This window comes from Lentzea terrae (genome assembly GCF_003265345.1).
Taxonomy (GTDB): Bacteria; Actinomycetota; Actinomycetes; order Mycobacteriales; family Pseudonocardiaceae; genus Lentzea; species Lentzea terrae.
On sequence record NZ_QFWW01000020.1, the window covers coordinates 542346 to 563537 of the forward strand.

Sequence of the window (21192 nt, forward strand, 5' to 3'; positions counted from 1 at the left end):
ACGCAGCACCTGAACCAAATTCTTGTAACCCAGCTCCGATGCGGCGCCACGCCGATCCAACTCGGCGATTTTCTGCATCACCGCAGATTCGCGAACCCGGATTTCCGTCACCTCCGCGACGACACTGCGCAGCAGCTCGTCGGCGGACAGAAGTCGGGTTTCGCTCACGTGTTCCACTCTACCGCAAGATCACAAAACAATAACGACCCAAGGTGAACACAATCGAGTGAACCGAGCCGAACACCAATCCCAACGTGGCAAACCGGTAATGACGCAAGCCAACCAACCCAACCACGCACGCTTGCGATTGGGGCTTGACTTTGGGTGCGAGGTGCTACCTTTTTCGGATCGGGCGGGTGCGAAGCATCCGACCTTTTCCGCCCGACCAGCGCCTCGCAAGGGCCCCGAAGTCAAGCCCCAACGCAATCGTCGCGAAGCGGCGATGACGCAACCAAAGCCCGTCCGGCCACCCACGCAACCACGCTGGAACGCAACCAATCCGCAAAGCGCGACCAACCCCGCCGGAACCGCCGCCAGCCCACGCAACCGACCCGCACCCCGGTGGCGAACATCGGCAACATGGCCGAGACCTCGTCGAGCGTGGCCCGTTGCGCTTCGGTCAGCGTCACGTCCAACGCACCCAGGTTCATCTCGAACTGGTCGAACCTTCGGACACCGATCACGATCGAACTGACGCCCGGCCGTCCGGCTCAGCCAGGACAACGCCACCTGGGACGCGGGTACCCCTAGCTCCGCGGCCACCGCGTTGAGCGCGTCGATCAGTCACGGCGATGAACCCGACGCGCTCCGCCGGCAGAACGCATCCATCGTCCAGAAGTGACCAAGCCCTTGACGAACGGTGCCGCGAAGATCGGCACCACGGACGTGAGCTGCCGCAGCAGCGACTCAGGACACCAGCGACGTGCGCGACAGCAGGTCGATGGCCGCGTAGACGTGCCGCAACGTCGGCGCCGGCACGCGGGTCAGCGAGGCGATCTCCACCACCGCGCCGATGATCGCGTCGATCTCCAGCCGTTTGCCGGCTTCCAGGTCCTGCAGCATCGACGTCTTGTGGTGCCCGACCCTGCGGGCGCCGTCGATGCGCTTGTCGATCGAGATCTGCGGGTCGCAGCCGGCCGCACGGGCGATGGTCAGCGTTTCGGCCATCATCTGCGCGACGAGCGAGCGGCTGTCCGTGTGCTCGCAGATCTCCACCATCGTCGCGCGGGTCAGTGCGCTCAACGGGTTGAACGCCACGTTGCCCATCAGCTTGATCCAGATGTCCTCGCGGACGTCCTTCTCCACCGGGCACTTCAGCCCGCCCGCGATCATCGCCTCGCTCAGCGCCACGCACCGCGGCGAGATCGACCGGTCCGGCTCCCCGATGGAGAACCGCGTGCCTTCCAGGTGCCGGATCACGCCCGGCGACTCGATCTCGGTCGAGCAGTAGACGACACACCCGATCGCCCGTTCCATCGGCAGCACGGCCGTGACCGAGCCGCCGGGGTCGACGGCCTCGATCCGCTGGCCCTCCAGGGGATGGCCGGTGAGACCGTGGAAGTACCACCACGGAATCCCGTTCTGCGCGGCGATCACGGCGGTGGAAGGACCCAGCAGAGGCGCCAGCAGATCACCCGACGACGCGTACGAGTACGCCTTCAGGCCGAGGAAGACGTAGTCGACCTCACCCACTTCGGCGGGATCGTCCGTCGCATGTGGATGCGCGGTGAAGTCACCACGAGGACTCAGCACCCGCACGCCGTGCGCCCGCATCGCGGCGAGATGGGCTCCACGTGCGATCAGGTGGACCTCCACGCCCGCACGATGCAACGCCGCACCGACGTAGGCACCGATCGCCCCAGCTCCGAGAACAGCGATCTTCATGTCACGCCCCGCTCGTTTCAGGATTGCATACAGTATACGGACAACATGACCAAAGCTCCAGAAGTGCTTTTTGCATACCAAAAGCTGTATTCTGTCTGACATGACCTCTTTGCCCAGTGGCCGCCGAGCCGGCAAGGGCTCCCTCAGCGCCGCGGCGAGCCGCCGGGTCGAACGGCCCGCACCGCTGCGCCAGGCCGTCTACGACGCCCTGCTCGAGCTCATCGTCAACCGCACCCTCGCCCCCGGCCAGCACCTGGTCGAGGCCGAACTCGCCGAGTACCTCGGCGTGAGCCGCCAGCCGGTGCGCGAGGCCCTGCAGCGGCTCCAGACCGACGGGTGGGTCGACCTGCGCCCAGCCCAGGGCGCCTTCGTGCACACGCCGACCGAGGAGGAGGCCGACCAGCTGCTCGCGGTGCGCAGCGTGCTGGAGACCTACTCGGCCAAGCTCGCCGCCGAGCACGCCACCGCGCAGGACGTGAAGCAGCTCAAGAAGCTGCAGAAGGCCGGCGAGGACGCGTTGGCCGCCGCCGACGTGGAACGCCTGGTCCAGGCGAACGCCAACCTGCACGCGGCCGTTGCGGCGATCGGCCGCAACAAGGTCCTGTCCGAGATGATCGGGCTGGTCGACCGGCGGGTGCGCTGGTACTACACCCCGATCGCCCGCCCGCGCAGCCGAGACTCGTGGAACGAACACGCTGAGCTGATCGCGGCCATCTCCGACGGTGACGCAGAGCGAGCAGGCGAGGTCATGCACCGGCACGCGGAGCAGACGCGGCAGACCTACCACGACCGGAAGACGCCGGAGAACGCCACCGAGGGTAGCTAGCCCATTACGCTCAGATCACCCGAAATCGGTCATTTGGTGCCGCACGGGTGATCCGCGACACGATGGTCGTGGATTGCATACAAAACGCAGTATGCTGAATTTCGGCAGGGATGAGGTCAACGAGGACCCGCAGTGGGTACCCAGTGGAACGAACCCCAGCCGCAACCCTGCTACTCCCGTGCGACAGTGCTTGTCAGGCTTCTGCGCGCCCTGGGAGCGACCATCGACAGGAGGAAACCCATGTCCCGCTTGAAGAACTTCGCGCGCTCTCTGACCCAGCCGCGCGCCGGATTCTCCGCCGACGGCCGCCCGCTCGGCCTCGGCCTGGCCACCGCGCTGAACGAGCAGCACAAGGACGCCGAGGCCGTCGCGGCCGTGGCCAAGACGCTGCGCCCAGGTTTTGAGGGCAAGGACGCCGAGGGCCACACCATTCACGGCTGAGTGTCCTTCACCGGAGCGTCATCGCTGCGCTGCACGATCTCCGCACCCTCCACAGCGGACTGGGCGGCCCGCTTGGAGGTGTGCAGGCTCCACACCGTGGTGATGGCGAGCGTCACCACGATCACCCCGAGCGACACCGTGATCGGGATCTCCGGAGCCCATGTGACACCGTGGTGGTGCAGCGCCTCGAAGATGAGCTTGAGCCCGATGAACGCGAGCACCACCGCGAGGCCCTTGCTCAGGTGCACCAGGCGATCGAGCAGGCCGCCCACCAGGAAGAACAGCTGGCGCAGGCCCATCAGCGCGAACGCGTTGGCGGTCAGCACCAGGTAGGGCTCCTTGGTGAGCCCGAAGATGGCCGGGATCGAGTCCACCGCGAACAGCAGGTCCGTGGTGCCGACCGCGACCATGACGATCAGCATCGGCGTCACCACCCGGCGACCGTCGATGCGCGTCGTCAACGCCGCACCGTGGTAGGTCGTGGTCGCCGGCACGACCTTCTTCACCGCGCGCAACGCGGCGTTCTCGGAGAACTCGGCCTCTTCGGTTTCCTCCTGGCGCAACAACTTCCACGCCGTCCAGATGAGGAAGGCGCCGAAGAGGTAGAACAGCCAGTCGAACCGCGCGATCGCCTGGGCACCCAGTGCGATGAACACGGCTCGCAGCAACAACGCCAGGATGATGCCGACGATGAGCACCTTTTGCCGGTACTCCCGCGGCACCGCGAACCTGGCCATGATGAGCACGAACACGAACAGGTTGTCGACGCTCAGCGAGTACTCGGTGATCCAGCCGGCGAAGAACTCACCGCCGTGACCGGGCCCGGCCAGCACCGTGACGCCGAGTCCGAAGAGGACGGCCAGGCCGACGTAGAACAGCACCCAGTACAACGACTCGCGGAACGACGGCTCGTGCGGTTTCCGGGCGACCAAGTAGAAGTCGAACGCGATCACGAGCGCGATACCGCCCATGGTCGCGATCCACACCCAGACAGGAAGATCCAGCATTCTCGCTCCTCCGGCGGAAGGTCAGCGGGACGTGGTGGCAGCAGAGGTGCGCATGCGCAGCGCGATGCGCTCGTGCAGCCACAGGAAGCCGATCGCCCAGCCCATGCTCACGAGTCCTTGGTAGGCGAGGAAACCGGCCAGGTCCGAGGGCAGCCGGACCTGGCCGGTGAGCACCAGGCTCACGGCGATCTCGTGGATCAGCCTGGCCAGTGGGAACCCGACGAGCCAGAACAGCGCGACAGGGGCGAACCGCCCGCGTGGCAGCAGGCCCGACGCCACGAGCAGACCGAGAGTGCCGCCGAGCAGGCCCAGCGGCACACCGAGCGCGAGCATCGTGACCAACGCCCACGAGAGGGGCTGGCCGACCAAGGCCGCCAGCCCGCCCGCAACCACACCGGCGGCGAGCCCCACGGCCGCACCGGGCAGTGTTTCTTTCCACTGGGCTTCTCGGATGTCCATCAGTCCACCACGACGCCGAAGCGGATCAGGCTGTAGAACAGCATGCCGAGGTAGAACACGGCACCCAGCCCCACGACGATGTTCGTGATCAGCTTGGGCCGGATGGGTTTGGGCAGCATCCGGTTGTTCACGAGCAGCAACACCACGCAGTAGGCACCCATCGCGAACGTGGACAGGAACGCCAGGACGTCGAGGATGGCGCCCGGTCCCTTGGCCGGTCCCCACAGCAGGATGACGATGCCGAAGGTGATGACACCCCACAGGAATCCCGCGTAGAGGCGCGACATCCCGAACCGCTTCGCGCCGCGCACGAAGTGGTAGGTCATGTCGGCCTGGCCGCGGGAGAACGAGTCGAACAGACCCAGGGTGGCGTTCAGTCCGATCAACGCGATGAACCCGAGGAACACCGCGCCCAGCACGGGACCGCCCGCTGACGCGAAGGCGTCCGACATGCCGTTGAGCGCCGCTTCCCGTTCGCCGGACTCGATCAGCGCCTTGACGTTCGGGCTCTCCCGGTTCGCCGCCTGGGCGAGCACCGTGAACGAGATCGTGACCAGCATCGTGATGCCCCAGAAGAGCAGCAGCGCGTCGAACGTGACCCAGCGCCGCCAGCCCTTCCACTTCGCCATCTCGGTGGGGTCCGAGGTGTCGAACATGAAGCCCCGGCTGGGCATCTCCTCTTCCTTGCCCGCGTGCCGCAGACCGCGCACCTTGGGGATGTGCGAGCCCATGCCGGCACCGCTGTCCCGCAGGTGCAGCGTGTACCACATCTGCTGCATGCCGGACGGGCCCGCGAACGCGATCGAGCCGACGATGACCGGGAACCACGTGGCCGACAGGGCGTCGGCGGGCAGGTAGCCGAACTGGAACATGCCGGTCACCGTGGTGACCAGGTCCTGCCACGTGCCGACCATCGCCGCCACGACCGCGGTGCTGACGACGAGCAGTCCGATGAGGATGGACAGCAGGTTCTCCAGCAGGTTGTAGATGACCTTGGCCAGGCTGAACAGGATGCCGACCAGGACCAGGCCGACGCAGGCCGACACCGTCCACGGTATGCCGGTGATCCGCTCGAGCGCCGCCGCGCCCGCGGAGAGGTGGCCGGGCCAGATGTAGACGGCCATCGCCACGATGAAGAAGAACCACATGATCGGCTTGAACACGCGTGCCGCGCCGAAGAAGATGCTCTCGCCCGTCGCCATGGCGTAGCGGGCCATCTCCAGCATGACGACGGCCTGCAGGGTCACGCCGATCAGGAAGAGCCACCGGATGTCCGGCCCGAAGAGCAGCACGAGCCGGGGCCACATGTAGGCCTCGCCCATGCCCACGCCGAGTGCCACCAGGAAGACGGTGGGGCCCAGCAGGTGGATCGACGGTGGCGCGTCGGGCAGTTTCCTGATGGGCATCGCTTCCAGCCTGCCCGCGGGCCAGACACGCTCCTTCTCAGGTGGTGCTGACACTTCTGTGCGGGCGACCAGATTTGGATCATCCACGGTTAACAACCTCCAGAGGACCGGCTGTCTTCGTTGACCTCCCTGGCGGGTTCGCGACCGTGGGCGTGTCACGGTCGCGGACGGGCCATCTCTCCCTTACAAGATCTCGCTGCTAACCGAGCAGCCCGGCGGCCCTTGCCCACCGATACTTGGCGCCCAATACAGCGACAGGTTTCTCCGTTGTGTACGGATACGCAACTACCCCGTTCCGGTACAGGTACTCGCTGGCCTCCTCCACCTGGACGTCGCCGGCGAGCGATGCGACAACAGGTTTGTGGATGCCGTTCGCCCGGTACTCCTCCACCACGTCGACCACGAGCTTCGCGAACACCATCGGTGGCGTGACGATGGTGTGCCAGTAGCCCAGGATCAACGAGTGGATGCGCTCGTCGGCAAGGCCGAGCGCGATCGTGTTCCGGTACGTCGAAGGCGGTTCCCCGCCGGTGATGTCGACCGGGTTGCCGGCCGCGCCGAACGGCGGGATGAACTTCCGGAACGCCGCGTCCAGATCGTCCGGAATGGTCATGAGCGACAACCCGTTGTCCACACAGGCGTCCGAGAGCAGCACGCCCGAGCCGCCCGCGCCCGTGATGATGACGACGTTCTCGCCCTTGGGCGTGGCCAGCAGCGGGATGCCGCGCGCGTACTCCAGCAGGTCGTTCAGGCCGGGTGCGCGGATCACGCCGCTCTGCTTGAGGATGTCGTCGTAGACCCGGTCGTTGCCGGCCAGTGCGCCGGTGTGCGAACTGGCCGCCTTGGCGCCCTGGTCGGTTCGTCCGGCTTTCAGCACCACGACCGGTTTGCGAGTCGACACCCGCTTCGCCGTCTCCGCGAAGGAACGACCGTCCTTGAGGTCTTCCAGGTGCATCGCGACGAGCTGGGTGTTCGGGTCCTGCTCGAAGAACGTCAGCAGGTCGTCCTCGTCGATGTCGGCCTTGTTGCCCACGCCCACGATCGCGCTGACGCCCATGCCCGCGGAACGGCTGAATCCGAGGATCGCCATACCGATTCCGCCACTCTGCGACGACAGCGCGACGCCGCCCTTGACGTCGTACGGCGTGCAGAACGTCGCCGAGAGGTTCTCCGGCGTGTAGTAGTAGCCGTAGATGTTCGGGCCGAGGATGCGCACGCCGTGCTTGCGCGCGATCGCGACGATCTCCTCCTGCAGCTCGACGTTGCCCGTCTCGCCGAACCCGGAGGGGATCATGATCGCGCCGGCGACGCCCTTCTTGCCGACCTCTTCCAACGCCGCCGGGACGAACTTGGCCGGGATGGCGAACACCGCGACGTCGACGTCTCCTGGCACGTCGCCGATGCCGGCGAAGGCTTTCCTCTCCAAGATCTCGTCCGCCTTGGGGTTGATCGGGTAGATCTCGCCCTGGAACCCGCCGTTGACGAGGTTCTTCATCACCGAGTTGCCGATCTTGCCCTCTTCGTTCGAGGCACCGATCACGGCGACGGCGGCCGGCTTCATGATCCGGTTCATCGCGGTCAGGATCTCGTCCTGCGTGAACCGGTGCGGTTCCTTGGCCGCGTTCTCGTCCACCAGGATCCGCACGTCGACAGCGGTGGCACCGGAAGGAGTCGCCAGCACGGGGTTGAGGTCGACCTCGGCCAGCTGCGGGAAGTCCGTGACCAGATCCGACACCCGGTGGATCAGGTCGGCGAGCTTCGCAGCGTCAACTCCTTGCGCGCCACGGACTCCGCGCAGGATCTCGGCGGCCGCGATGCCGTTGACCATCGACAGCGCCTCGGACTCGCTCGTCGGTGCCAGGCGGAACGTGACGTCCTTGAGCACCTCGACCAGGATGCCGCCGAGGCCGAACGCGACGATCTTGCCGAACGTCTCGTCCGTCACCGCGCCCACGATGACCTCGTGGACCTCGTTCCCGGTCGGCAGCTGCTGCTGGACCTGGACCCCGGTGATCTCGGCGTCCGCCTTGTAGTTGCGGGCGTTGTTGATGATCGTGCGATAGCCCTCGGCGACCTCACCCGAGTTCTTCAACCCGACGAGGACACCGCCGGCCTCGGTCTTGTGCAGGATGTCCGGTGAAACGATCTTGAGCACGACCGGGTAGCCGATCTCCTCGGCGAACGCTACGGCGCCCTCCGACGACTTCGCCAGCGCCTCGGCCGGGGTCGCGATCCCGTAGGCGTCGCAGACCCGCTTGCCCTCCGGTGCGGTGAGCGACGACCGTCCCTCCGCCCGCACCTTCGCGAGTGCGTTCTCGACCGCGGCGCGGTCGTAGCCGTTGTCCGGCATGAGATTTCGTCTCCCTAGCGAATCAGATGACGCCGGCGGTGCGGAGCTCGGCGAGTCGTTCGGTGCTGTAGCCCAGTGCGCCGAGCACTTCGTCGTTGTGCTCACCGAGCAACGGCGGACGCTGCACCTCGGTGACCGAGTCGGAGAGCTTGAGCGGGTTGCCGACCGTCTTGAACGTGCCGCGCTCGGGGTGGTCGACCTCGACGACGGTGCCCAGCTGCGCCAGGGTCTCGTCCTCGATGATCTCCTTTGTGGACAGGATGGGACCGCACGGGATGTTGTGGGCGTTGAGCTTGTCCATCACCTCCCACTTGGTGTGCTTCTCCGTCCACTCCTCGATCAGCGCGAACGCCTTGTCCAGCTTGGACAACCGGACCTCCGGCGTGGCCCAGGCCGGGTCCTCGGCGAGCTCCGGCTTGCCGATCAGCTCGGTCAGCGGCTTCCAGCCGGGCGGTTGGATGATCACGTAGATGTAGTCGTTGGGGCCGCCGGGGGCACAGCGCACCGCCCAGCCGGGCTGGCCACCACCGGATGCGTTGCCGGAGCGGGGAACCTCGTCCCCGAACTGCTCGTTCGGGTACTCCCCCAGCGGCCCGTGGGTGAGTCGCTGCTGATCGCGCAGCTTCACCCGGCACAGGTTGAGCACGGCGTCCTGCATCGCGACCTGGACGCGCTGCCCGCGCCCGGTGTTCGTCCGCTGGTACAGCGCGGCCAGGATCGCGGCCACCAGGTGGATTCCGGTACCGGAGTCGCCGATCTGCGCGCCGGTGGCGAGCGGCGGTCCGTCCTCGAACCCGGTGGTGCTCATCGAGCCGCCCATGGCCTGCGCGATCACCTCGTAGGCCTTGAAGTCGGCGTAGCGGCCGGGCCCGAAGCCCTTGATGGACGCGTAGATCAGCCCGGGGTTGAGCTCGTGGAGCTTCTCCCACGGGTAGCCGAACCGTTCGACGACACCAGGGCCGAAGTTCTCGACGAGGACGTCGACGTCACCGACGAGCTTCTCGAAGACCTCTTTGCCTTCCGGGGCCTTCATGTTGAGCGTGATGCTCCGCTTGTTGCAGTTGAGCATCGTGAAGTAGAGACTGTCCACTTCGGGCAGATCACGCAGCTGGCCGCGGGTGATGTCACCACGTCCCGGCGTCTCCAGCTTGATGACGTCCGCACCCAGCCAGGCGAGCAGCTGGGTCGACGACGGTCCGGACTGCACGTGCGTCATGTCGAGGACTTTGACGCCCTCCAGGGCCTTGGTCTGAGTTTTACCCATTTTGGTCAAGCTCACCTACTTGTACATCGTCTGGTTCATGGTTCCGGGCGCGTACACGTCGGGGTCGATCCACACGTTGATCAGCGAGGGCTTGCCGGACTCGCGGGCGCGTTGCAGCGCCGGGCCGATGTCCTTGGGGTCGCGCACTTCCTCGCCGTAGCCGCCGAGCATCTTGGCGAACTGGTCGTACTTCACGTCGCCGAGCGTGTTGCCGACGCGCTCGCGCTCGAGGCCGTACTTGGCGGCCTGGCCGTAGCGGATCTGGTTCATGGACGAGTTGTTGCCGACGATGCCGACGAACGGCAGGTTGTAGCGGACGAGCGTCTCGAAGTCCCAGCCGGTGAGGCTGAACGCGCCGTCACCGAACAGCGCCACGACCTCCTTGTCCGGCCGCGCGAGCTTCGCGGCGAGCACGAACGGAATGCCGACGCCGAGTGTCCCGAGTGGACCGGGGTCCATCCAGTGGCCGGGCGACTTGGGCTGCACGACCTGGCCGGAGAACGTGACGACGTCGCCGCCGTCGCCGATGTAGATGGAGTCCTCGGTGAGGAAGTCGTTGATCTCGCTCACCAGGCGGTACGGGTGGATCGGCATGTCGTCGGAGCGCAGGTGCTCCAGGCGCTTCTGCCGGGCCTTCTCCTCGACCGCCTGCAGCTCCTCCAGCCACACCTTGCGGCCCATCGCGCCGTTGTCCTCACGGCCGGACGCGGCCTGCGCGACGCTGGAGAGCACCAGGTCCGCGTCGCCGACGATGCCGAGGTCGACGTCGCGGTTCTTGCCGACCGTGCGGTAGTCGAGGTCGATCTGCACGACCGTCGCGTTCGCGGAAAGCCTGCGACCGTAACCCATCCGGAAGTCGAACGGGGTGCCGACGATGACGATCACGTCGGCGTTGTCGAAGGCGTACCGGCGCGACAGCTGGAAGTGGTGCGGGTCGCCGGGCGGCAGGGTGCCGCGCCCCGCGCCGTTCATGTAGGCCGGGATGTTCAACGTCCGCACGAGCTCGATGGCCGAGTCCGTGGCGCGCGTCGTCCACACCTGGCTGCCCAGCAGGATCGCGGGCTTCTTGGCGTGCACCAACAGGTCTGCGAGCTTCTCGATGTCCCTCGGGTCACCGGCGCTGCGCGTGGAGGCGCGGTAGTGGCCGGCCTGCGGGATGCGGGCCGTGCTGAGGGGCACCTTGGCGTCCAGGACGTCGCGCGGGATCTCCAGGAACGACGGACCGGGCGCGCCGGCGTTGGCCTCGCGGAACGCCATCGACACCATGTCCGCGATGCGGGCGGTGTGCGGGACGTTCGCGGCGAACTTGGTGATCGGCGTCATCATGTCGACGTGCGGGAGGTCCTGCAGCGAGCCCATCTTGTGCTGGCTCAACGCACCCTGGCCGCCGATGAGCAGCATCGGGCTCTCCGCGCGGAAGGCGTTGGCGACGCCTGTGACGGCGTCGGTGGTGCCCGGCCCCGCGGTCACCACGGCGCAACCGGGCTTGCCGGTGATGCGTGCGTAGCCGTCTGCGGCGTGCGCGGCTACTTGTTCGTGTCGTACGTCGACGACGGCGATGCCCTCGTCCACGCAGCCGTCGTAGATGTCGATGATGTGTCCACCGCACAGCGTGAAGATGGTGTCGACGCCCTCAGCCTTGAGCGCTTTGGCGACCAAATGGCCCCCAGAGATCGACTCCGGCTCCGCGGAACTCGTCATCGGCGATCAGCCCCTTAGCGCTCGACTGTAGATTGCATACCGTATGAGGTAGGCATATCGTTACTCCGCTACCAACCGGATGTCCATAGATGGCCGCAAGTTTTCGGCGAGAGGACGCAGACGGTGGATCTTTTCGAACATGAGGCGCGGGACCTCTTCGAGCGGTACGGAGTGCCCGTCCCTCGCGGTTTCGTGGCCGGCACTCCTGAATCCGCGCGCGAGGCCGCCGCGAAACTGGGCGGCACGGTCGTCGTGAAGGCTCAGGTGAAGACCGGCGGACGCGGCAAGGCGGGCGGCATCAAGCTCGCTTCGTCGCCCGACGAAGCTTTCGCCGCGGCCGAGGCCGTCCTGGGGATGGACATCAAGGGCCACACCGTGCACAAGGTGCTGGTGACCGAGGCGAGCGAGATCGCGGAGGAGTACTACCTCTCGTTTCTGCTTGATCGTGCCAACAGGACGTTCATCGCCATGGCGTCGGCCACCGGTGGCATGGAAATCGAAGAGATGGCGCACTCGATCACTCGAATGCCAGCTTCGGCCTTCGGCGCAGCAGCGGTGTTCTCACCGTCGATCGCCGCCGAAGTGAACGCCGTCGCTTCCGCTTTGTGGAAGGTGTTCGTTTCCGAGGACGCCACGCTCGTCGAAGTGAACCCGTTGGCGCTCACCAAATCCGGCAAGATCGTCGCGTTGGACGGCAAGGTGACGCTGGACGACAACGCGTCTTTCCGGCATTCCCGCACCGATTCAGGCGCGGAGGGTGACCCGCTGGAGGTGCGGGCCGCCGAGAAGGGCCTCAACTACGTCAAGCTCGACGGCACGGTCGGCGTCATCGGCAACGGCGCGGGCCTCGTCATGTCCACATTGGACGTCGTGGCGCTGGCCGGTGCCGCGCCCGCGAACTTCCTCGACATCGGCGGCGGCGCCTCGGCCCAAGTGATGGCCGACGGACTCGACGTCATCCTCTCCGACCCGTCGGTGCGCAGCGTGTTCGTGAACGTGTTCGGCGGCATCACCGCGTGCGACGCGGTGGCCAACGGAATCGTGCAAGCGCTCGGGCTGCTCGGCGACCGCGCCGACAAGCCGCTGGTCGTGCGGCTCGACGGCAACAACGCCGAAGCAGGGCACCGCATCCTCGACGAAGCACGACACCCGCTGATCACCGTGGCGCACACGATGGACGACGCGGCCGGCCGGGCCGCCGCGCTCGCCGGCGCCGGTAAGGAGTCCTGATGGCGATCTTCCTCGACGAACACAGCCGCGTGGTCGTGCAGGGCATGACCGGGTCGGAGGGCTCCAAGCACACCCGCCGCATGCTCGCGGCCGGCACCCAGGTCGTCGGCGGTGTGAACGCGCGCAAGGCCGGCACGTCAGCGGGGTTCGACGACGTCACGCTCCCCGTGTTCGGCACGGTCGCCGAGGCGATGGAGCAGACCGGCGCGAACGTGTCGGTGCTCTTCGTCCCGCCCGCGTTCACCGGCGATGCCGTCATCGAGGCCGTGGACGCCGGCATCGGCCTGGCCGTCGTGATCACCGAGGGCGTACCGGTCCACGACACAGCACGGTTCTGGGCGCACGCCCAAGGCAAGTCGACGCGGATCATCGGGCCGAACTGTCCCGGCATCATCAGTCCCGGCAAGTCGAACGCGGGCATCATCCCCGCCGACATCACCAAACCGGGCTCGATCGGGCTGGTGTCGAAGTCGGGAACCCTCACCTACCAGCTGATGCACGAGCTGAAGGACTTCGGGTTCACCACGTGCGTCGGCATCGGCGGCGACCCGATCGTCGGCACCACGCACATCGACGCGATCACGGCGTTCGAGGCCGATCCGGAGACCGAGCTGATCGTGATGATCGGCGAGATCGGTGGGGACGCTGAGGAACGGGCGGCGGAGTACGTGCGGGAGCACGTGTCCAAGCCCGTGGTCGGCTATGTCGCGGGCTTCACCGCGCCCGAGGGCAAGACGATGGGCCACGCGGGCGCCATCGTCTCGGGGTCCTCGGGCACGGCGGAGGCCAAGAAGCTGGCCATGGAGTCGGTCGGGATCAAGGTCGGCAAGACGCCGTCCGAGACCGCTGCCCTGGCCAGGGCGATCCTGACCAGCTGACCGGCACGGGAAAACGCGCCGGGGTGCGGCCTTTCCAGGCCACACCCCGGTCGGTCAGGTGGGTCAGCCGCGCACCGGCTTCGCGTAGTCGCCACCGATCTGGAAGCTGGTCACCGAGTCCGGGTTCACCGAGACCCATTCCGCGTCCAGACCGCCTTCCTTGACGTCGAGCGCGTCACCGCGCAGCACGGCGATCCGGTCGCCGTCCAGCTGGAACCTGTCCACGCCGCCGGCAAGGTGCACGATTCCGGCGTCCAGGTCGCCCTCCTTCGCCCACAGGTCGCCACCCTCCGCGTAGGCGATGCGGTCGGTGTCCAGGTGGAACGCCGTCACCGAGTCCGCGTTCACGGTGACCCAGCCCGGACCGAGGTCGCCTTCCTTCACCAGCAACGCTCCCCCGGTCGTCTGCACCGCAACGCGGTCGCCGGAGAGCTGGTACGCCACGACGTCGTCCTCCTGGTGGAACGACTCCTCGTCGAGCGGCCCCTCCTGCGCCCACAGGGCGGTGCCCTCGCGGTACGCGATGCGCGCGCCGTGCAGCTGGAAGTCGGTCACGCCCTGCGCGATGTCGATCCAGCCGGGACCGAGGTCGCCTTCCTTGACCTGCAACACGTCGTCCGTGTTCAGCACGCCGACCCGGTCGCCCTCGATCTGGAAGGACTTCACGGCCGCGTCCTGGTGCACCATCTCGCCGTTGACATCCCCCTCGATGACGTAGAGGTCCTGCCCCTCGGTGAACGCGATGCGGTCACCGTCGAGCTCGAAGTCGGTCACCGAGTCGGGGTTGACCGTGTGCCAGCCGGGGCCGAGGTCGCCCGCCTTGACGAGCAAGGCACCGTCGTTGGTCAGCACGCCGACCCGGTCACCCTCCATCTGGTACTTCTTGACGTTTCCCTCCTGGAACTCCGGGGCGGCCTCCAGTTCACCGTCCATCGCCCACAGGTCTCCACCCTCGGTGTAGGCGATCCGGTCCGCACCCGGTGCCGGCTGGGACGACGTGCCACCGTGGAACAGGCGGGCCGCGCCGTAGTAGCCGCGGTTGGCGACGGAGGAGACCTTCACGACCTGGTTGAAGGTCGGCGCTTCCACCATCCACCCCTGGCCCAGGTACATGGCCGTGTGCCCGAGGTCGTTCTGCGGGTTGGTGCCGAAGAAGAGCAGGTCCCCCGGCAGCAGCGGGTCGAGGCCCTCCGCGGCGTAGAACCGGTCCACCACCCGGGAGTTGGGCCACTGGGTGTACGTGGTGCCGTTGATGATGTCCTCGCCGGTCGCGAGGTAGTAGGCGTACCGGGTGAGCCCGGAGCAGTCGAGGCCGCCACCGGACGGGCCGGGCTGGGGCCCGTGACCGCCACCCCAGACGTACGGGGTGCCGAGCTGGTCGCACGCCGCCTCGACCGCGGCCACGGCCTCGGGAGCCGCGCCCTCGGCCAGCACACCGCACTCCGGCGCCGCCTGCGCCGCGGGAGCTGCGGCCAGGTTGAGGGCCGCGGTGCCGAGGCCCACGGTGGCCGCGACAACAAGCCGGGCGAACTTCGATCTCACGTTCTTGGTGTCCATTGTGCTCAGTCCTCGGTGTGGGTCAGTTGCAGATGACGGCGCCGGGCAGCTCGCCGCCGTTGAAGTAGCGGAGCGCGGCTGCGAAGTCGTTGCAGCGCTGGGCATCCCGGTGAGGGGTGGGCTGGTAGCCGATGCCGCGGTTGACCTTGCCCATGTTCAGCTCGTCGGCCCAGGTGTTCATGGCCGGACGGGCGACGGTCCAGTACCAGCGGGCGATCGGGGCGCTGTACTCCAGCCACGCGGCCGCGTCCGGGTTCGCGATGAGGTCGTAGCCGACGAACTGGCCCGCCGGGCGGTAGTTGAAGTCGTTGGTCAGCTGGATGTAGCCGCGCCCCTTGTAGCGCTCGGGGTTCAGCATCTCGTGGCGGTCGTAGCGGAAGCCGCTCTCGTTGCGCAGCGTCGCGAGGAACGCGGCCTTGCGCGCCGGGGTGGTGATGCCGCCGTCGGCCATGGCCTGGTTGAGGCTCGGCAGGCCCTCCCTGATCGTGGCCTCCTCCGGCAGGAAGCCGTAGATGGCCGTGAGGTCCTCGAACGTCACGTCCTCACCGGCCGCGAACGGCGCGGCTTGGAGCTGCACACCCGTGGCGCTGTCCTCGTCGAGAGTCATCCAGCCGGGGCCCAGGTCGCCTTCCTTGACCAGGAGCTGACCGTCCTTGACGACGGCGACGCGGTCGGCGTTCAGGTCGAACGCGGTGATGCCCTCCTCCTGCACGAACGACTCGGCGTCCAGTTCGCCTTCCTGCGCCCACAGCACGTCGCCCTCGACGTACGCGATGCGGTCACCGTCCAGCTTGAAGTCGGTGACGTTGTTCGCGCTCACGGTCAACCAGCCGGGCTCCAGGTCACCGCCCTTGACGAGCAGCTCACCGTTGTTCAGCAACGCGCCGACCCGGTCGGCCTCCAGCTGGAACTTCTTGACGTCCGAGTCCTGGTGCACCGACGGCGCGTCCAGCGGACCTTCCTGCGCCCACAGGTCGGTTCCCTCGGTGTAGGCGATCCGGTCGTCGTGCAGCTGGAAGCCGGTGACGTTGTTCTCGCTCACCGTCAGCCAGCCGGGACCGAGGTCGCCCTCCTTGACCAGCAGGTGGTCGTCGGTCGTGATGATGCCGACGCGGTCACCGTCGATCTGGAACTTCTTGACGTTGTCCGCCTGGTGCACGATCTCGCCGCCCAGGCCGTCCTCGACGACGTAGAGGTCCGGTCCCTCGGTGAACGCGATGCGGCCGTCGCGGATCTGGAAGTCCGTCACCGAGTCCGCGTTGACCGTGTGCCAGCCAGGCCCGAGGTCCCCCTCTTTGGCGAGCAACGACCCGTCGTCCTTCAGAATCGCGACCCGGTCGCCGTCGAGCTGGAACTTCTTGACGCCGTTGTCCTGGTACTCCCACTCGGCGTCCATGTCCCCCTCCTTGACGAAGAGGGCGTCACCTTCGAGCACCGCGATGCGGTCGCCTTGCGGACCGTCCGCCATCGCCTGCGGCAGCGGCACCGCGGCCAACAGGCCGGCACCGACGGTCGCCGCCAGCACCAGTCGCAGGGATCTGGACATCGTGAATCTCCGTTCAGCTCAACGAGTTCTTGTTGAACCGAGACTGCCGACCGCCGATGACGCTGCCTTGACGCCGTGACGACTCCCGGCGTCATCGGGAGAAGAAGTCCGCGCACAGCAAAAGGTCGTGAGTGGACAGTCCACTCACGACCTTTACGCACCGCGATCTTCAGGGTTTGACTCGGCTTGCCAGCTCCCCTTCGAGCCACCCCAGCACACCGGGCATCGCCGACTCGATCATGCGGAGCACCTCGGAGAAGTCCTCCGGGCCGCCGTAGAACGGGTCGGGGACGCAGAAGTCCTCGACCACCTCCGGGTCGAACGTGCGGAGCAACCGCACGGCCGCCGTGTCCGCGACCAGCCTGCGCAACGTCCTGGCGTGGCCGGAGTCCATGGCCAGCAACAGGTTCGCGTTCAGGTGGTCGGGACCCAGCGGCGTGGCGACGTGCCCGGTCGGGTAGCCGGCGGCGGTGAGCACCGCGGTCGCGCGCCGATCCGCGGGCTCACCCGCCTGCCACAACCCCGTGCCCGCACTGGTGATGCGCACCCGGTCCTGCAGACCGGCCTGCACGAGGTGTTTCCTGGCGACAAGCGCGGCCATCGGCGAGCGGCAGGTGTTGGTGCTGGAGACGAAGCTGACGTGCACGTGGATCACCTGCTAGTGGTGTGGCCCGGAACGTTGCCGGGGTAATTCGCGGTCAGACGGGTGCATCGTGGTGCCGCCCCGCGTCCTCGTACTGGTTGTACGGGGGCGGTGCCGCGAGGCGCCCTGCTGAGCGCCGATGATTACCCCGTCCACGTTCTGGGTCACGCCGCTAGCTGAGCAAGCCCTCGCACGCCGTCAGCACGATGCTCTCGGTGCTGTCCGGCGACGCGGGGTGGGTTCCAGGCGGCGAGGGGCGGAACGGTGACGGCCACCCGTACGCGAGCTGGCCGCTGCCGTACCCGGCGATCCAGTTGTCCCCCTGGTTCCATCCCGCCTCGTACCCGAGGTGGATGCCCTCACCGGCCCACAGCAGCTGGTCGGACGGCACGTAGCACTGAACCTCGTTGGCGTACCCCATGATCCACAGGTTCCCGGTGCCGATCTGCTCGGCGTACTCCTTGATCAGCACGTGGTAGATGCCGACCACCTCGTGCGCCAGGGCCAGAATGGTCAGCCCCGAGCCGAACTTCCAGCACTGGATGGGCATCGGCACGTTGGACTCCAGCGTGCCGTTGTCGATCTTTTCGATCATGATCCGGGCGTGCCGGAGCTCGGCGTAGCCGTCCCAGCCCGGCGTGTTCGGGCCGTGCGTGCGCTCGACGTACTTCTGGCGCAGGACGGCGACGTTGTCGGGGTCGTCGTTGTCGATCCAGAACGGCAGGGTCACCTCGATCAGCTCCGTCCTGATCGGACCGGTCACCGGGTCGAACTGACCGTTCTCGACGAGGTCGACCACGGCGTCGGCGAGTCTCGCACCGAGGACGGCGGGCTGGTCGACGTTGTTGTCGTGGTACGCCTCCTGGTCGCCCGCGGTGCCGAGGAAGAAGAACGCCATCGCACCGAGCCGCTGCTCGATGAACTCCGCGGCGGCACCGCAGTACTCGCTGTCGAAGACGTTGTCCCGCTTGCGGCACACGGGATGCGCGGCGGCACCGAACAGAATGCACAGCAGCGTGTCGTCGGACGCCGCCCGCACCGTGAGCACCGGCACGACGTCGATCACCTCCGGCAGCCCGCAGCGGTTGTTCCCGATGTCCGCCGTGGTCTCGGCATAGGCCAGCTTCGCGGGGATCGGGGCCTCCTCGACGGTCCGCTTGACCAGCTCGACCACCAGGCCGATGAACATCCACGTGCTGTTGTTGATCGCGTCGACGTCGGCCGGCGCGAGGCCCATGATGACGACCGGGTCGGGGTGGGTGTCGCCGATGAACGGCCCCGAGTGGGTGTGGCTGGAGACGATCATGAAGTCGCTGTCGCCCACCAGGCCGAGCTCGTCGACCACCCGGCGCCGGATCTCCAGGTGCACGTCCCGCGGGATGCTCACCACGTCGAGCCGCAGGATGACGTTCTTCGACCCGCCGTCGTGGATGGCGAGGCAGTGCGCGGTGAGCGGGCGGTGCGGGACGTGGTTGACGTTGGGGTCGGGGCTGGCACCGCGTGGATCCCAGCCGTAGCCGCCCATCCAGAGACTGCCCCAGCCCTTGCTGACCTGTGGCGTGATGTCCAGGTGGTTGTAGGCGACGGCGTACCCGTCCGCCGCGGCGAAGGCCGCCGGTGCGTCACCGAAGACCTTGCTGGTGAACACCGCGGTCGCGGCGAGCAGGCCGCCCCGCAGGATGTCGCGGCGAGTGACTTCAGGCATGGTGATACTCCCCAATGTGTCCTGAGTGGAACGTCAGACCGGGTCGCCGGCGAGCTCGGCGGCGATCCGGGAGGCCACCACGTGCGGGTCGCCGCTGGGCGTGGTGGTGTGCAGCTCCTGTTGCCGGCTCCACGCGTCACCGCGGGTGTGCCAGTCGGAGAAGTCCGGCTCGACGCCGGAGGAGATGGTGCTGGGCAACGCGTTCAGGAAACGCACCCAGCGAGGCTTGTAGTAGCCGCTGAGCAGGCCGTGCCAGTCGCGGTTGGCGTACTCGTGCAGGGACGGCGCGGCGTCGATGCTCCAGATGGTGAGCATCGAGCGGGCGTTCCACTCGAGGATCGCACGTTCGTCGGCGTCCGAGCCCCACGCCTTGGCCTGCTCCAGCCACGGGCCGAGCAGCCAGTGCCGGTCGGTGGCGAGGATCTCCTCGGTGAGGTCGAGCGCGCGCAGGAAGCGCTGCGAGTGGTGCAGCACCGCATCGCGGTCCTTGTCCTGGTAAGCCTCCAGGATGCGGGTGCGCAGCTGCCTGCCCCGGTTCGCCAGCACCTGGCGGGTGACGTCGACGAGGTCGTACCGGTACGTCGGCAGGCTGCGCACGGCCGGTGCGACCTTCAGCATTTCCGGCAACGCCGGCATGAAGGCGTCCATGTCGTAACGCGGCCGGTCAGGTCCGAAGTTGGACGCCGAGCTGTCCGGGTTCAGCGTCGGCAGCATCGCGAACGGAGTCTCATGTGGACCTTCGCCGGTCGAGTGCCCGCTCGCGGCGAAGGAGTACGCGGTGTGCAGCAGGATTCGCCACGCCTCGGCGGCGTGCGGGTCGTCCGTGCCGTAGCGGCGGCGGGCGTAGGCGAGCACCCACGGCTCCAGGTCGACCGGGTCGCGGCGCCACGTCATCTCGCCGAGCAGGTCGGCGACTACGGGGTTGTTGTACGTGCCCTCCTGCACCCACGCGGTGCCGGCCAGGCGCTGCCGTTCCGGGGACCTGCGCACGTCCGGCAGGGTGCGGCCGGGCTCGACGAGGTTGCCGAACACGCCGAGCCTGCCGCCGAAGTTCCCGATCGTGCCCCAGCACCACGGCACACCCCAGTAGGCGTCGGTGTCCTGCCACTTGCGGCTGTCGTCGGAGTCGAGGTCGAGCACGATCACGCGCTTCTCGTCGACCGCGTTGAGCACGTCCAGCTGGGGGTTGTCCTGCCAGCCCTGCATCAGCCAGATCGCCCCCGGCACGGCGCGGTCGAGCTCGTTCTGCACGGCGACGGCGGCCTCACCGAGGTTCGCCCCGTCCAGGTAGCCGGGCAGCTCCTCCGTGCCGACCTCGTGGAACAGGTCACCGGAGTAGTGCGTCGTGGTGCCGAAGTGCTCGGACTGCGCCCGGTAGAAGCGTTGCGCCACCTCGGGATAGAGCGCCTCGGTGGTGTCCAGCCAGTAGGGCCGGGGGTGGCCCGCGTAGTCGTGCTGCGCCGGGATGTGCGTGTCCGGGTGGAGGTCGGCGAACGCCTGGTCCGGCACCTGCCCGGTGAACATCGGAAAGACCGGCGTGATGCCGAGCTCGCGCATCCGGCCGACGATCTTGCGGCCCAGCGCGACGCGGCGTTCGAGCAGTCCGACGCTGACCGGGCCGCTGAACCCGGACGCGTCCTCGTCGTAGCCGGTGATCTCGCCGTACCACTGCCACGGCTGGTGCGCGGGCTGCGCGATCCATTGGCGCACAGCCAGTTCGTCCATGCCGAAGTCCTGGAACGTGTCGTACCAGACGATCTCCTGGCCGATCAGCGCGAGCGCCCGGTTGGTGCCGCTCGCCGCGAGGAGGTCGAGCTCGCGCTCCCACTCGCTCCAGGTCCACCACGGACTGGTGTAGCCGAAAACCGTGAAGTTGTAGGCGTAGCGCTCGGCCAGCTCGGTGGACTGGCGGATGACAGCGCTGGGCGCGGGCAGGGTCGGAGGGAGCGCGACCCTGTCCGCGTTCGTGGAGAGGTGACCGTTCGCGACGTGCTTCAACCACCAGTGGAACGCCGACAGCGTGGCCACGGGGCTGGTGCCCGCCAAGGTGATGGCGCCTGGCGCGCCGCCGATCTCGAACGCGTCCGTCTCCCCCGTCCTCGGGGTGAGCTGACGCAGCGTGAACTGGTCCGCGGACCGGCCGAGGAGACGGGCGATCGCGGCGCGCACCGCCGGGGTGTCCGCAGGCACCACGGCCGACGCCACCCCGCGCACGCCGGTCGCGAGGAACGCGGTGGCGGCGGTGCCGAGCACGAAGTTGCGTCGCGAGAAGGTGCGCATTCCGGTTCCTGTCGT

General features: G+C 67.7%; 17 protein-coding genes. 4 read left to right on the top strand and 13 right to left on the bottom strand.

Features of this window, described 5'->3' with window-relative positions; all coding sequences use genetic code 11:
- Positions 1-410: 410 nt before the first annotated feature.
- Together DI276_RS24435 and DI276_RS24440 are read right to left on the bottom strand one after the other, a co-directional pair.
- Positions 411-683 (bottom strand): hypothetical protein, encoded by a 273-nt coding sequence (locus DI276_RS24435; protein ID WP_112267159.1) that lies wholly within the window; start codon positions 681-683, stop codon positions 411-413.
- A gap of 223 nt (positions 684-906) precedes the next feature.
- On the bottom strand, positions 907-1884 hold the full coding sequence (locus tag DI276_RS24440) for a 2-dehydropantoate 2-reductase (protein WP_112267161.1): 978 nt from the start codon (positions 1882-1884) through the stop codon (positions 907-909).
- Positions 1885-1984: 100 nt separating this feature from the next.
- Between DI276_RS24440 and DI276_RS24445 the strand changes: the two genes are divergently transcribed.
- Both DI276_RS24445 and DI276_RS24450 read left to right on the top strand, forming a co-directional pair.
- Positions 1985-2710, top strand: coding sequence for a GntR family transcriptional regulator (locus DI276_RS24445; RefSeq protein ID WP_112267163.1), 726 nt, complete (start codon positions 1985-1987; stop codon positions 2708-2710).
- Positions 2711-2950: 240 nt separating this feature from the next.
- Entirely contained in the window at positions 2951-3151 is a 201-nt protein-coding gene (locus DI276_RS24450) for a hypothetical protein (RefSeq protein WP_112267165.1), read from the top strand.
- Here the strand turns inward: DI276_RS24450 and DI276_RS24455 are convergent.
- The 6 genes from DI276_RS24455 to DI276_RS24480 form a co-directional block, all read right to left on the bottom strand.
- A complete protein-coding gene (locus tag DI276_RS24455; protein ID WP_198680887.1) occupies positions 3142-4155 on the bottom strand; it encodes a TerC family protein in 1014 nt (337 codons plus the stop codon). The two genes, DI276_RS24450 and DI276_RS24455, sit on opposite strands and share 10 nt — an antisense overlap.
- Before the next feature lie 24 nt (positions 4156-4179).
- Complete coding sequence (locus tag DI276_RS24460) at positions 4180-4617, bottom strand: hypothetical protein (RefSeq protein ID WP_112267169.1); 438 nt, start codon at positions 4615-4617, stop codon at positions 4180-4182.
- A complete protein-coding gene (locus tag DI276_RS24465) occupies positions 4617-6023 on the bottom strand; it encodes an Nramp family divalent metal transporter (RefSeq protein ID WP_112267171.1) in 1407 nt (468 codons plus the stop codon). Before DI276_RS24465 ends, DI276_RS24460 begins: the two co-directional genes overlap by 1 nt.
- Before the next feature lie 199 nt (positions 6024-6222).
- On the bottom strand, positions 6223-8373 hold the full coding sequence (locus DI276_RS24470) for an acetate--CoA ligase family protein (RefSeq protein ID WP_112267173.1): 2151 nt from the start codon (positions 8371-8373) through the stop codon (positions 6223-6225).
- Between the two features lie 22 nt (positions 8374-8395).
- On the bottom strand, positions 8396-9637 hold the full coding sequence (frc, locus tag DI276_RS24475; protein ID WP_112267175.1) for a formyl-CoA transferase: 1242 nt from the start codon (positions 9635-9637) through the stop codon (positions 8396-8398).
- A gap of 15 nt (positions 9638-9652) precedes the next feature.
- The gene (locus tag DI276_RS24480; RefSeq protein WP_112267179.1) at positions 9653-11338 is read right to left on the bottom strand and encodes a thiamine pyrophosphate-binding protein; all 1686 of its coding nucleotides are present in this window, start codon (positions 11336-11338) and stop codon (positions 9653-9655) included.
- 123 nt (positions 11339-11461) lie between these two features.
- On the opposite strand from DI276_RS24480, the gene sucC reads away from it, so the two are divergent.
- Together sucC and sucD are read left to right on the top strand one after the other, a co-directional pair.
- On the top strand, positions 11462-12568 hold the full coding sequence (sucC, locus tag DI276_RS24485; RefSeq protein WP_112267181.1) for an ADP-forming succinate--CoA ligase subunit beta: 1107 nt from the start codon (positions 11462-11464) through the stop codon (positions 12566-12568).
- A complete protein-coding gene (sucD, locus tag DI276_RS24490) occupies positions 12568-13446 on the top strand; it encodes a succinate--CoA ligase subunit alpha (RefSeq protein ID WP_112267184.1) in 879 nt (292 codons plus the stop codon). Before sucC ends, sucD begins: the two co-directional genes overlap by 1 nt.
- A 63-nt stretch (positions 13447-13509) precedes the next feature.
- Here sucD and DI276_RS24495 read toward each other — a convergent pair whose 3' ends face one another.
- The 5 genes from DI276_RS24495 to DI276_RS24515 form a co-directional block, all read right to left on the bottom strand.
- The gene (locus DI276_RS24495; protein WP_112267186.1) at positions 13510-15003 is read right to left on the bottom strand and encodes an NlpC/P60 family protein; all 1494 of its coding nucleotides are present in this window, start codon (positions 15001-15003) and stop codon (positions 13510-13512) included.
- Positions 15004-15025: 22 nt separating this feature from the next.
- Positions 15026-16549 carry a glycoside hydrolase family 19 protein gene (locus DI276_RS24500; RefSeq protein WP_112267188.1) on the bottom strand — a complete coding sequence of 508 codons (1524 nt, stop codon included), beginning with the start codon at positions 16547-16549 and terminating at the stop codon, positions 15026-15028.
- Between the two features lie 169 nt (positions 16550-16718).
- On the bottom strand, positions 16719-17195 hold the full coding sequence (locus DI276_RS24505) for a low molecular weight protein-tyrosine-phosphatase (RefSeq protein ID WP_112267695.1): 477 nt from the start codon (positions 17193-17195) through the stop codon (positions 16719-16721).
- A 169-nt stretch (positions 17196-17364) separates the two neighbouring features.
- Entirely contained in the window at positions 17365-18897 is a 1533-nt protein-coding gene (locus DI276_RS24510) for a hypothetical protein (RefSeq protein ID WP_112267190.1), read from the bottom strand.
- 33 nt (positions 18898-18930) lie between these two features.
- Positions 18931-21177 carry an alpha-N-acetylglucosaminidase gene (locus DI276_RS24515; protein WP_112267192.1) on the bottom strand — a complete coding sequence of 749 codons (2247 nt, stop codon included), beginning with the start codon at positions 21175-21177 and terminating at the stop codon, positions 18931-18933.
- Positions 21178-21192: the final 15 nt, after the last annotated feature.